The following is a 12,360-nucleotide window of genomic DNA, read 5'->3' on the forward strand; positions in this document are numbered from 1 at the left end:
AATTATTTCTGCGGGTAAATAAAATACCCGAAAACTTTATTTCAGCACGTTTTCTTTTACGACAAAAGGAAAAATAAGATGTTGTTAGCGGTTTGTGAAAACAGGTTCACTGTAAAACAGGACGATTCATGTGAAATGCACAGACGAAAGCTAAAATTTTTTAATTTAAAATTAAGTCTTTATTACTGTAGCAAATTTTGATATTCGTTTATTGCCGTTTTACTTTGCAGCTAGATTTTTCCTAATTCGTATTTATGAGAAAATATTTGTCTGAAAAAAATGCCTTGACGGTGGTAGCTAGCTTGTTTTGTTTAGTGATGATGATTATTGCGTTATTTAACAAACAATCTTTTTGGGAAGCAATTGCTTTCGCTTTAGCATTTAGTTTTTCTGTTGAACTAGTATGTCATAGAGCCAGAGAAAACAAATAAGAACTGCTGTTTTGTCTATCTTGTACCAGTTGCCGAGACCTCGTGGAATTTTACAATAATTTTTGGAATTATAGTACCCTGTAGGTGACGCCTTCAATTGCCAGATCAGTGGCTGGAAAAATTTCGCGTGCTTCATCAAGAAATTGATTAAGCTCTTCGTATTTGCTGCTAAAATGACCTATTAATAAATTTTTTGCATTTGCTCTCAATGCAATATCTGCTGCCTGCGCTGTGGTGGAATGAAATCTTTGTTTGGCACGGTCATTAAGATCTTTGAGATAAGTAGTTTCATGATATAAAAGCGTCACATCCTTTACTTTTTCTGCTACCGAGAGGTTATACATGGTATCTCCACAGTAGGCATAGCTTTTTGCGGGGCTATTTGCAATAGTTACATTTTCATTTAAGATCAGTTGCCCGTTTTCAGTAACAATATTCTCTCCCAGTTTTAGACGCTCATAATAACCAGCAGGTAAATGATAAGAACCGATCGTTTCTTTATTGATTTTTCTTGGTTTTTTCTTTTCTCTGAATATGAATCCCCAACACTCAATACGATGAAATACCCGGAAACATTCTACCGTAAATTTCGGATCATCTAACAGTATTCCTTCGCTTTCTAAGGGGTGAAAATGCAGCGTATAGCCAAACTGTGTGTCTGCTGCCTGCAGCATTAAGTCTAATATTGGCATTATAAGTGGTGGCCCATATAAATGTAAATCAGTATCTCTGCCCAATAATCCCATACTGGTTATAAGGCCTGGCAGTCCAAAGTAGTGATCACCATGCAAATGCGAAATAAAAATGTGGTTGATCCGGCTTCTCCTGATTTTATATCGCGCTAACTGCATTTGTGTTCCTTCACCACAGTCAATTAAAAATTGAAACTGATCGAGAGTAACCACTTGGGAAGTTGGATGCCGGTCGTAAGCCGGTAATGCTGAATTATTGCCTAATATGGTTACTCCAAACATTACTGAAGATAAGATTTCTTTTTTTGCGGGGTAAAGATAGCAGAATTAGAGTTTCGTTGAAGGCCTTTAGTAAGAAGGGCTTCGGAGGCAGCATGGTAAAATAAGCGGTTAATTAGCAATTACCTGCCAACGGTGATTTGGGCAAGGATCGAAACAGCCGGTAAAAAACTTTGCGAGGCAAAAAAATTATATTACAACCCTATTTAGATAACTAACTTTCCTCTCCTGTTTCTTCGTCAAGAAGTTCTCTTTCTATTTCTTCCATTTGCACAATGTCCCAGGCTTCGCTTTCAGTTGGGGTAATGTTCATTACTTCCATTAATTCCATTTCCTCAAGTCTGTCTTCGAGCGTACGACTTAGTTCACAAACAACAAAAGACGCATTGTTTTCATAAAATAATTGTTGTAATTGTGCCAATTCTTCAGCACCTTTATCTTCAATTGTTTCCAGTGCCGAAAGTTTTAATACCACATTTTTAATCTTTTGCTGTAGAAATTTCGTAACTAATTGAGAAAGGTCTGCTGCAATATTGGCAGATAATATTGGTTCCATTAGTGTTATAGCATAAAATTTCTCTTTGGTATCAATTTTGACCTTCATGATTACAGTTTGATTAACAAATGTGGATAACGACACATACTCAAGCTTCAAAAATATTCGTTATTATTGTATCAAGCAATTTAAACTATATGGATAATAATTTTTCAGCCCAGGTAAAGGAAATTATTTCATTCAGCAGAGAGGAAGCTCTCAGGCTGGGAAATGATTTTATAGGGACGGAGCATTTGCTGCTAGGTTTAATCAGAGAGGGCGAAAATACAGCTATCCGCATTTTAAAAACATTAAATGTAGACCTGTATGAACTTCGCAAAGAGGTAGAACTTGCAGTAAAAGATAAAACAGGAAAGAACATCGCAAACATCAACAGTCTACCATTAACTAAGCAGGCTGAAAAAGTGATTCGTGTAACGGTTCTGGAAGCGAAGGCTCTTAAAAGCCCGCTTGTGGAAACTGAACACCTTATGCTTTCAATTTTAAAAAACAAAGAAAATATAGCTACACAGATATTAAACCAATTTGATGTGGACTATGATGTCTTTAGAAATGAATTGGGCATGGTAAGAAGCAGCGACCCAAGAAGCGAATATACCGAAGACAATGACGATGATTTTGATGAAGACAGGAAAGGCTATGCGGGACAGCAGCGTGCTAAGCAGCAAAGCAACCCTAAAAGCAAGACACCAGTACTTGACAACTTCGGTCGCGATATCACGAAATTAGCGGAGAGTGGTTCATTAGACCCAATAGTCGGCCGCGAAAAGGAAATTGAGAGAGTGAGCCAGATATTGAGTCGCCGTAAAAAGAATAACCCAATATTGATTGGTGAGCCGGGTGTGGGTAAGACAGCTATTGTCGAGGGCCTTGCTTTGCGAATAGTGCAAAGAAAAGTTAGTCGTGTTCTGTTTGACAAAAGAGTGATCAGCCTTGACCTCGCAGCACTTGTTGCCGGAACCAAATATCGCGGACAGTTCGAAGAAAGAATGAAAGCAATCATGAACGAACTGGAGAAAAACCGTGACGTGATTTTGTTTATTGATGAAATTCATACTATTGTCGGTGCTGGTGGTGCCAGTGGATCTCTCGATGCTTCAAACATCTTTAAGCCAGCATTGGCAAGAGGAGAACTGCAATGCATTGGAGCCTCTACTTTAGATGAATATAGAATGTACATTGAGAAAGATGGAGCTTTGGACCGTCGTTTTCAAAAGGTGTTAGTAGAGCCACCTTCCGTTGAAGAAACTATTCAGATTCTTACAAATATTCAAAGCAAATACGAGGATTATCACAGCGTTTCTTATTCAACCGATGCAATTGAAGCGTGTGTGAAGCTAAGTGACAGGTATATGACAGATCGTTTGTTGCCAGATAAAGCAATAGATGTTTTGGATGAAGTAGGTGCCAGAGTTCACCTGAAGAACATAAATGTACCTAAAGAGATTTTAGACCTTGAAAAGAAAATTGAAGATATAAAGCTCGAAAAAAACAAGGTCGTAAAAAGCCAGCGTTTTGAAGAAGCAGCAGCTCTTCGTGACACAGAGAAGCGTTTAGGCGAAGCTCTTGAAAAGGCTAAAACCTCTTGGGAAGAAGAAAGCAGAAATAAGCGTTACCCGATAGATGAAGAAGCTATTGCAGAAGTGGTAAGTATGATGACAGGTATACCTGTTAAACGCATGGTAGAGGCTGAAACTGAAAAGTTGCGCCGCATGCCTGAAGACATGAAAGCAATGGTTGTCGGACAAAAAGAGGCTATTTCAAAAGTGACCAAAGCTATACAGAGAAATCGTGTAGGTTTGAAAGATCCGAAAAAACCGATTGGTACTTTCATTTTCTTAGGACCTACAGGTGTTGGTAAAACGGAATTGGCTCGTTCTTTGGCGAGGTACATGTTTGACAGTGAAGATGCATTAATACGCATTGACATGAGTGAATATATGGAAAAATTCACCGTAAGCCGGCTCGTTGGTGCTCCTCCCGGTTACGTAGGTTATGAAGAAGGTGGACAGCTTACCGAGAAAGTCAGACGTAAGCCTTATAGTGTGGTTTTACTTGATGAGATTGAAAAAGCTCACCCCGATATTTATAATATACTATTACAGGTACTGGATGATGGTCAGTTGACAGACGGTTTGGGCAGAAGGATTGATTTTAAGAATACACTTATTATCATGACATCCAACATTGGCGCGCGTCAATTGAAAGAATTTGGTGATGGTGTAGGTTTTGCGACAGCAAGCAGGGTACAAAATGCCGAAGAGAATAACAAGGCGGTAATTGAGAAGGCGCTGAAACGTACTTTTTCTCCTGAGTTCCTTAACAGGATCGATGATGTAGTAATCTTTAATTCATTAACAAAGGAGAACATTTTTGAAATAATAGATATTCTGATGAAAGGGGTGGTGAAGCGTTTGTCAAATCTGGGCTTTAGCCTTGAATTAACAACCGAAGCCAAAGATTTTATCGCAGATAAAGGATATGATGAACAGTTTGGCGCAAGACCTCTGCACAGGGCTATCCAGAAATACCTGGAAGATGAGTTGGCAGAAGAAATATTAAGTATGAACGTAAAGCAGGGAGATGTCTTGATAGGTGAACTTGATAAGGAAAAGGAAAAGATAGTTTTTAGTATAAAAGAAAAAATAGAAGAAAAAGAACAAAGTAAAGCATAGTTTCATTATTTTTAGTTTTTTAAGCCATCCAACCTTTCGGTTGGGTGGCTTTTTTGTCTAAAGAATGTCTCGAGTTGCACGATATAAATGGCAATGCTCACGTGTTCTTTTTGGAGGTCGTTTTTCAGGTCTTTTTGTAACGGCTTTTTTAGCTGTTAATTTTAAAGGTTAATATTAAGGCAGTCCCGTTCTATTTTTAATTTTTTCCTTCATTTGTTTCATTTTTGCATGAGCAATTTCTGCTATTACAATGAAAAAAATTATCATAACAATAGATGGTTACTCTTCGTGTGGCAAAAGCACGTTGGCAAAGGCGCTGGCAGCAGAGCTTAACTACGTCTTTATAGACAGCGGGGCAATGTATAGGGCTATAACGTTGTATTTTCTTCGTAACCATGTAGATTGGAATATTCGGGAGGAAGTACTCAAAGCGCTAAAAAACATATCACTTGAATTCATTTACAACTATATAACTGGTATAAGTGAAATACATCTTAACGATGAAAATGTTGAATGGCTGATAAGGGATATGGTGGTAGCCGAAAATGTAAGTGAGGTAGCTGCAGTAAAAGAAGTGCGTGAATTTGCAGTAGCACAGCAACAAAAGATGGGTGGTGAAAAAGGCATTGTAATGGACGGAAGAGATATAGGTACAACTGTTTTTCCGGATGCCGAACTGAAAATTTTTTTAACTGCTGATCCGGCGGTAAGAGTTGAGCGAAGGTTCAAAGAAATGTTTACTAAAAATCCAAATATTACCATCGATGAGGTTAAGACTAATCTTGAGATGAGAGATTTTATTGATAGCAATCGCGAATTTAGCCCTTTGAGAAAAGCGGAGGATGCAGTTGTTATAGATAACTCTAATCTTACATTGAAAGAGCAATTTAAGCTTGCAATGAAGCTTGTAAAAGAAAAAACGGAAGTTAGGGAGCTAAACCACAACTAACTATTGCAGGTAAATTTTAAGTTCTTTTACAAATTCAGGTTCTTTTTTCGAAACATATATTATTAGGTGCTCTAAATGGTATCAGCCTTATTTGATAGAATTTATTATTTCTTCTACAGTTTTCTCAATTTTGTAAAAAGAGATTAATTTTCTAATTACAGACTCTACTACCGCATCAGGACAGCTTGCACCGCTTGTTATTAAAACTTTTAAAGGTCTTTTATCAGTAAGATAATTTACAGAATGTAATTCCTGTTTTGTATGAAAGTTGTAATGAAGAATTTCCTTGTCCGATAAAATTTTATCCGCAGAATTAATATAGTAAGTCGGAAGCTTTTCTTCACATAATTCAACCAGATGGGAAGTGTTACTGCTGTTATATCCGCCTACCACTATAGCCAGGTTTGCATCAGTAGTAAGCAGTTCATATACAGCGGTTTGATTGTCATTTGTAGCATAACAAAGTGTATCCCGGGTATCTGCGAAACGTTCGTCTAAGTTGTCAGCATTTAACCCGTAGTGCTGTATCATTTGCTGTTTCAAATAATCACTTATAGCTTGGGTATCATTTGCTAGCATGGTTGTTTGATTTACCACACCAATTCTTCCCAGGTCCTTTTCCACATCAAAGTTCTCAGAATATCTTCCTTTAAATTCTGTATAAAATTCTGCGGCAGATTTTTCCCCGGTTATATATTTTGCAAGCTCTACTGTTTCCTTCATGTCATTGACAACAACAGTGGGCGTATTGGCAGCGCTATGACTAAATGTAGCACGTGTTTCTTCATGTGTCGGTTTGCCATGAACTACGATGCTATATCCTTTTTTCGCAATTTGCTCGCTTCTGTTCCACACCTTCTCTACAAACGGGCACGTGGTGTTGTACTTTTCTGTTTTGATGCCTATTGCATTCAGTTTGGCTTCTATTGCAAGAGTAGTTCCGAAAGCAGGTACAATTACAACATCATCCGCAGTAAGTTCATCAAAATTTATTAGAAAATTACCTTTTGTATCTTGCAGAAACCGAACTCCCCTCTGGATGAGATCAGCATTTACCTGCGGATTATGAATCATTTCGCTTAATAAAAAGATACGCTTTCCCTGGTTTTCTTCAATTGTTCTAAAAGCAATTTCTATCGCATTTTCCACCCCATAGCAAAAACCAAAATGTCTGGCGAGATAAATGCGAATCGGTCCAAAATCTAAAAGCGTAGGCGTAAAATCCTTTTTAAGCTTATCAGACTCTTTTCTCTTGTTTTTAACAGCGCTGATTAAACTGCTTCGGTAAATGTTAGGTACGTTAAACTTTTTCATAACTTTTATAACCCTGCAAATGTACAACCTGCTAAAGAATAAGAATGTTAAGTAGCGGTTTATAACTGAAAAGCTTTTATTTGTCTTAAAACCGATACATAAAAGTAACCTGCAAACATTTATATTTATCCAAATATATTACTATGGCTACAAAGTTTAAAACCGCAACATGGGCCGCGACAGCAAACATTTACGAAGTAAACCTTCGGCAGTATACACCTGGAGGAACATTTGCAGCCTTTCAAAAAGAATTGCCCCGTTTAAGGGATATGGGGGTTGATATATTATGGTTCATGCCACTGACGCCCATCAGCACTGTAAAAAGGCAAGGTACTTTGGGTAGCTATTATGCATGCAGTAACTATACATCAGTAAACCCTGAATTTGGTGGTATAGAAGACTTTAAGCAACTGGTGATATCAGCACATAAAATGGGTTTTAAGGTTTTAATAGATTGGGTTGCCAATCATACCGGCTACGACCACATATGGACAAAGCAACATCCGGATTTTTATAAGAAAAATATTGAAGGTCATTTTTACGATTCGCATGGCTGGGAAGATGTGATTGATTTGGATTATACTAACCGGCAGTTGTGGGAGGTAATGGTTGAAGAAATGAACTTTTGGATTCTTACATTTGATATCGACGGTTTCAGGTGCGACATGGCCCATTTGGTGCCTTTAAATTTTTGGTTGTATGCAAGGACTTTGCTGGACAGGAAGAAAAAACTGTTTTGGCTGGCAGAGACTGAAGAACCGGACTATCACGAGGTTTTTGATGCAACATACGGCTGGGAACTGCTACATATAATGGAAGCGATTTATAAAAATAAAGCGTCTCTTGAAAACCTTTTAAATGTCTTAGAGACATACGATACCATTTTTCCTGCTGATGCGCTACGGACGTTTTTTGTAAGCAACCACGACGAAAACTCACACAGTGGAAGCGAGTATGAACGGTTGGGAGAAAGTGTAAAAGCTTTTACAGTGTTATGCGCTACATGGAAAAACAGTTTGCCAATGCTCTATAGTGGCCAGGAAATGCCAAACAGAAAACGTTTAAAATTCTTTGATAAAGACCCGATTGAATGGACAGGACAATACCTACTGCATGATTTTTACAAAGTATTGCTTTCTGTAAGAAAAACATGTAGTGCGCTAAGAGCAGGAGATGAACAAGCGATAACGAGAATTATAAATACAAATGCTCTTGATTACATTTTTGCGTTCATAAGAAAGCATGAAGAAAATGAAGTGCTGGTGATTTTAAATTTATCCCATTCCTCAAGATTGAGATTTAAAATAACAGATGATTTTATCAGCGGCAGATTTACAAGTGCTTTTTCAGGAATTGAAGTAGATATAAGTTCTCTTACCACTTTTGAATTGCAGAAGTGGCAATATTTATTATTCTACAGAACCATTGGGTAAAAAATTTAAAGAATTTGCATAAAGAGAATTTTCTCTCTTTTACAAGCATTGACGTTGTAAGCTTAAATAAAAATGGCTGCCAGAAAAGGCAGCCATTTTAGCTACTAAAAGTTATTTGACATTTTTTATTCACCCAAGTTTAGCGGATAGCCATAACTACCTTCATAACCAGGATAAACCCCTTCCAGTTTTACTGTACTGCCTTTATATTTTTCTAATGCAGCCCGCAAATCATCAACGTTTTTAACAACAATTCCGTTGACACTTGTTATTACAAATCCATCCTGCATTTTTGTTTTACTTAATATACCACTGCCTATTTTTTTCACAACTACCCCTCCTGGAACATCAAGGGTTGTAGCAGTTTTTTTATCAAGTGGTTCAAGCTGAGCTCCCAGCTTTTCAATAATTGTCGTGTTTTTTACAACATCCGTATTTCCTGCCCGGTTTTTAAGTGTAAGAGTAACTGTATTTTCTTTACCGGCTCTTAAGTAGGTTACAGTTACTTTATCTCCGGGTTTGTATCGGGTTACCTGTTCAACCATTTCAGGCCCTGTAGTTACCTTTACGTTATTTATTTTAGTTACAATATCTCCTTTCTTTATTCCCGCAACATATGCAGCTCCGCCAACGGGTGCATCGCCTACCAATACACCTTCACCTTCTTTTAATCCATATTCTTTCCTTTCTTCATCTGAAGGATCTTCCATGGAATATTGAATTCCAAGAAAAGCTCTTTGTACAGTTCCAAACTTCAGCAAATCATTTACTACCTTTTTTACAATATTTACAGGAATTGCGTAAGAATAGCCTGCATAACTACCTGTAGGAGAAGCAATAGCAGAATTGATACCGATAAGTTGTCCGTCCGTGTTTATAAGTGCACCACCACTATTTCCAGGGTTTACAGCAGCATCAGTCTGAAGAAAACTTTCAATAGGGCTTTCACTTTGCCTGCGGTTTATTCCGATAGACCTTGATTTTGCACTAATAATACCGGCAGTTACGGTTACATCTAAGGTGAGTGGGTAACCAACTGCAAGAACCCATTGACCTAACTTAACCTCATCGCTATTGCCATACACCATATACGGAAAACTTTTACCGTCGATCTTTAACACAGCAATATCACTGCTTGGATCAGCACCTATCAGGGTCGCTTTGTAAGAACGCTTATTATTTAGGGTGATATTTATATCATCGGCTCCATCAATAACATGGTTGTTTGTGACAATATATCCATCATCACTTATCAAAACTCCGCTACCGCTGGCGCGTTGTTCGGGGATAGTTTGAGAATTTGGCCCTCCGAAAAGATCCCCAAAATCATCACCAAACAGGTCTGAAAAAGGGTTTCGACCACGAGGCAGGTTATTAGTTGCCTGTCGCGCTTTTGTTTTGGTTTTTATATGAACTACTGCTGGAGTTGCTGATGTTGAAGCGGCAGTAAAATCAACAGGTCCCACTGCTTTCGTTCCATCGAAAAAGCCAGCATAATTGACCGGCAGTTTTCCTGGATCCTGCATTCCCGCTGTTTGAGTAGTTTGCCATCTGTTATACCCCCAAACACTTGCAAGTGCAGTGGCACAACTGATAAGAACTACTAAAAAAATGTTTTTCAGTTTCATCATCTGTTTTTTATAGAGTTGTCAAAATATATGCCTTTCTACAGACAAAGAAACAATTCTAATTAAACTCATTAATTACCGCTTAACGCATTTAACAAATAGTTCACGAAGGTTGTCGTAGAAAGATAAAAAGTCATATTCCTTTGTCAAAATTAAATGATAAATGACGTAACGGCATTATCAATTATGAATTTAAATCATTTTTATAAAAGCTATGAAACTATTCTGTTTCGCACATAGCAAATGGTCGAGATGTAAAACCTGGATTAACGGAAGGGTTTTTCTATAAACTAAGGGCAAATTTCATTGTATCAATACCATCGGCATAGTCAGTAAGAAGCGGTTTTTGTGCCGTGCCAAAAGGTATTGCAGTATGACCAATAACACACTGAATGTTTTCATTATTTTTCAAAGCATTCAACTGTGTTTCGCTGTCGTAGTATTCGTAATTCACCTGGCTTACAGCGGTAAAAACAGAAGGATTTTCGGTCAATAAAACGGTTCCATTGGTCATGTAGAACTTATTACCCATCATTAGTAACGCCAGCTGGTAGTCATAATTATGCTTGTATTTGTGGAAATCTTCGTAATGCTGATACTTGTTTAGCGCCTGTAACAATCCTTCAAAATTATAATTGTGCGGAACGTAGAGTTTTGTGACGTTTCTACAACCTAAACCAAAATAAGTTTGTATATCATCTGCAAGTTTTTCCAGCTCTTCACTGGTTTCTGTTCCATCAATCACCGCCACACTAGTACGGTTTCTACGTATGATGTGTGGATACTTGCTAAAATAATACTCAAAATACCGGCTTGAATTATTGCTTCCTGTTGCTATGTAGGCATCGCACCCTTTGAGATTTTCAGCAAATGCAATGTAATCTCCTGTTTCAGGTTGCAACTCAACCATGATAGAAACGAGGTGTTTTGTAAGAAGGTTGTCTTTTGATGAAAGTTTAATTAATTGCTTATGACCCGTTATAAAAATACAAAGCATATCATGAAAACCAACCATAGGTATGTTACCTGCCATCACTACGCCGACAGTCATAGGGTTTGTATTTTTAGAAGGTACTTTATATTCCTCGACCCATGCTTCAAGTTTATCTTTTTGTAAAAAAGATGAAACAATATTATCTGAAGCCATTTCTATAAATTCCGGCACAAACCAGGGATTAGCTCTGCTAGCACGCTCCTTTATGGCTATCCAGTCTTGGCCATTATTTTGCATATAATCTCCAAGCTTAACCAATATCTCAATTCGTTGTTGTAAAGTCATTTTCCAAAACCTTATTTTTGCATTGCAAAACTACATTGAATAATACTATATAAACAGAAAACAAAATGGCAATAAAAATAACTGATGAATGTATAAATTGCGGGGCTTGCGAACCCGAGTGTCCTAACAATGCAATTTATGAAGGTGGCGTAGAATGGGCAATGAGCGATGGAACTGCTGTAAAAGGATCTTATGTTTTACTGGATGGTACGGTGGTAGACGCAAACCAGAGAATGACACCGATTTCGATTGACACTTATTATATTACTCCTAATAAATGTACAGAGTGCCAGGGGTTTCATGAAGAGCCGCAATGTGCTGCAGTTTGCCCTGTTGATTGTTGTGTACCGGATGAAATGTATATAGAAACCGTAGAGGAATTGATGGCAAAAAAAGAAAAAATGCATTTATAAAATCTAAATCTTTCTTTATAAAATATAAAATTTATAAAATATAAAATACATCTAAAAAGGTGAAGGATCTCTCTTCGCCTTTTTCTTTTGATTTCAATAATAATTCAGTTTAATTGAGGATCAATGGGGTAATTCACCATTTGCACATATTCACCACCGAGTTGCTTCAGGGCTTCTTTCCAGGTATTATCAACATTTGCAGTAAATATAATTTTTCGCGTACCCTGGCTGGTTATCCAGCTTTTAGATTTCATTTCTTCTTCCAGCTGTCCCACTCCCCAGCCGCTATAGCCAATAAAAAAACGGATATCGCGTTTAGTTAAACGATTTGCTTTTATAAGCTCTACAACCGTTTCAAAGTCGCCTCCCCAACATATTTGGTCAGTGATACTAACTCCGCCGGGAATAAGATCGGGGCACTGATGTAGAAAATGAAGTGTATCGACCTGCACCGGACCACCATAATAAACCGGGAAATCAAATGATTCAAGGTCTGTTATCAATTCGCCAAGAATCTGGTCGTATTTTCTATTAAGCACAAAGCCAAAACTGCCTTCGTCTTTGTGTTCACACATAAAAACAACAGACCTCATAAAGTTAGGATCGCGTAAGAAAGGATCTGCTATTAACAGTTTTCCAGGGGCTAGTTCATCCATATCGAAAAGTTACTACATATTAAAGGTTAACAAAAATATTTCCATAAAAAATATT

The 12,360-nt window shown here is 37.6% G+C and carries 11 protein-coding genes; 5 read left to right on the plus strand and 6 right to left on the minus strand.

The window, feature by feature from the left end; translation table 11 throughout:
* Window positions 1-254 precede the first annotated feature (254 nt).
* Window positions 255-431, plus strand: coding sequence for a hypothetical protein (locus B154_RS32435; protein WP_157580767.1), 177 nt, complete (start codon window positions 255-257; stop codon window positions 429-431).
* A 68-nt stretch (window positions 432-499) separates the two neighbouring features.
* Here B154_RS32435 and B154_RS0114385 read toward each other — a convergent pair whose 3' ends face one another.
* A complete protein-coding gene (locus B154_RS0114385; RefSeq protein ID WP_018614958.1) occupies window positions 500-1,405 on the minus strand; it encodes a ribonuclease Z in 906 nt (301 codons plus the stop codon).
* Window positions 1,406-1,616: 211 nt separating this feature from the next.
* On the minus strand, window positions 1,617-2,006 hold the full coding sequence (locus tag B154_RS0114390) for an STAS domain-containing protein (RefSeq protein ID WP_018614959.1): 390 nt from the start codon (window positions 2,004-2,006) through the stop codon (window positions 1,617-1,619).
* A gap of 89 nt (window positions 2,007-2,095) precedes the next feature.
* Between B154_RS0114390 and B154_RS0114395 the strand changes: the two genes are divergently transcribed.
* Entirely contained in the window at window positions 2,096-4,633 is a 2,538-nt protein-coding gene (locus tag B154_RS0114395; RefSeq protein WP_018614960.1) for an ATP-dependent Clp protease ATP-binding subunit, read from the plus strand.
* A gap of 250 nt (window positions 4,634-4,883) precedes the next feature.
* Entirely contained in the window at window positions 4,884-5,582 is a 699-nt protein-coding gene (cmk, locus tag B154_RS0114400; protein WP_018614961.1) for a (d)CMP kinase, read from the plus strand.
* 87 nt (window positions 5,583-5,669) lie between these two features.
* Here the strand turns inward: cmk and B154_RS0114405 are convergent, their stop codons facing one another.
* Window positions 5,670-6,896 carry a 4-hydroxy-3-methylbut-2-enyl diphosphate reductase gene (locus B154_RS0114405; protein WP_018614962.1) on the minus strand — a complete coding sequence of 409 codons (1,227 nt, stop codon included), beginning with the start codon at window positions 6,894-6,896 and terminating at the stop codon, window positions 5,670-5,672.
* Window positions 6,897-7,039: 143 nt separating this feature from the next.
* Between B154_RS0114405 and B154_RS28635 the strand changes: the two genes are divergently transcribed.
* Window positions 7,040-8,329, plus strand: coding sequence for an alpha-amylase family glycosyl hydrolase (locus B154_RS28635; RefSeq protein ID WP_018614963.1), 1,290 nt, complete (start codon window positions 7,040-7,042; stop codon window positions 8,327-8,329).
* A gap of 125 nt (window positions 8,330-8,454) precedes the next feature.
* On the opposite strand, the gene B154_RS0114415 is transcribed toward B154_RS28635, so the two are convergent.
* Complete coding sequence (locus B154_RS0114415; RefSeq protein ID WP_245542607.1) at window positions 8,455-9,960, minus strand: trypsin-like peptidase domain-containing protein; 1,506 nt, start codon at window positions 9,958-9,960, stop codon at window positions 8,455-8,457.
* Between the two features lie 280 nt (window positions 9,961-10,240).
* Window positions 10,241-11,236 (minus strand): acyl-CoA reductase, encoded by a 996-nt coding sequence (locus B154_RS0114420; protein ID WP_018614965.1) that lies wholly within the window; start codon window positions 11,234-11,236, stop codon window positions 10,241-10,243.
* 65 nt (window positions 11,237-11,301) lie between these two features.
* On the opposite strand from B154_RS0114420, the gene B154_RS0114425 reads away from it, so the two are divergent.
* The gene (locus tag B154_RS0114425) at window positions 11,302-11,649 is read left to right on the plus strand and encodes a 4Fe-4S dicluster domain-containing protein (RefSeq protein WP_018614966.1); all 348 of its coding nucleotides are present in this window, start codon (window positions 11,302-11,304) and stop codon (window positions 11,647-11,649) included.
* 104 nt (window positions 11,650-11,753) lie between these two features.
* Here B154_RS0114425 and B154_RS0114430 read toward each other — a convergent pair whose 3' ends face one another.
* Window positions 11,754-12,305 carry a YqgE/AlgH family protein gene (locus B154_RS0114430; RefSeq protein WP_018614967.1) on the minus strand — a complete coding sequence of 184 codons (552 nt, stop codon included), beginning with the start codon at window positions 12,303-12,305 and terminating at the stop codon, window positions 11,754-11,756.
* Window positions 12,306-12,360: the final 55 nt, after the last annotated feature.

It is taken from the genome of Segetibacter koreensis DSM 18137 (assembly GCF_000374045.1).
Classification (GTDB): domain Bacteria; phylum Bacteroidota; class Bacteroidia; order Chitinophagales; family Chitinophagaceae; genus Segetibacter; species Segetibacter koreensis.

Bases quoted from the DNA above. Each gene is read 5' to 3' on its own strand.
- B154_RS32435 (WP_157580767.1), top strand. From the start codon at position 255: ATGAGAAAATATTTGTCTGAAAAAAATGCCTTGACGGTGGTAGCTAGC.
- B154_RS0114385 (WP_018614958.1), bottom strand. From the start codon at position 1,405: ATGTTTGGAGTAACCATATTAGGCAATAATTCAGCATTACCGGCTTAC.
- B154_RS0114390 (WP_018614959.1), bottom strand. From the start codon at position 2,006: ATGAAGGTCAAAATTGATACCAAAGAGAAATTTTATGCTATAACACTA.
- B154_RS0114395 (WP_018614960.1), top strand. From the start codon at position 2,096: ATGGATAATAATTTTTCAGCCCAGGTAAAGGAAATTATTTCATTCAGC.
- cmk (WP_018614961.1), top strand. From the start codon at position 4,884: ATGAAAAAAATTATCATAACAATAGATGGTTACTCTTCGTGTGGCAAA.
- B154_RS0114405 (WP_018614962.1), bottom strand. From the start codon at position 6,896: ATGAAAAAGTTTAACGTACCTAACATTTACCGAAGCAGTTTAATCAGC.
- B154_RS28635 (WP_018614963.1), top strand. From the start codon at position 7,040: ATGGCTACAAAGTTTAAAACCGCAACATGGGCCGCGACAGCAAACATT.
- B154_RS0114415 (WP_245542607.1), bottom strand. From the start codon at position 9,960: ATGATGAAACTGAAAAACATTTTTTTAGTAGTTCTTATCAGTTGTGCC.
- B154_RS0114420 (WP_018614965.1), bottom strand. From the start codon at position 11,236: ATGACTTTACAACAACGAATTGAGATATTGGTTAAGCTTGGAGATTAT.
- B154_RS0114425 (WP_018614966.1), top strand. From the start codon at position 11,302: ATGGCAATAAAAATAACTGATGAATGTATAAATTGCGGGGCTTGCGAA.
- B154_RS0114430 (WP_018614967.1), bottom strand. From the start codon at position 12,305: ATGGATGAACTAGCCCCTGGAAAACTGTTAATAGCAGATCCTTTCTTA.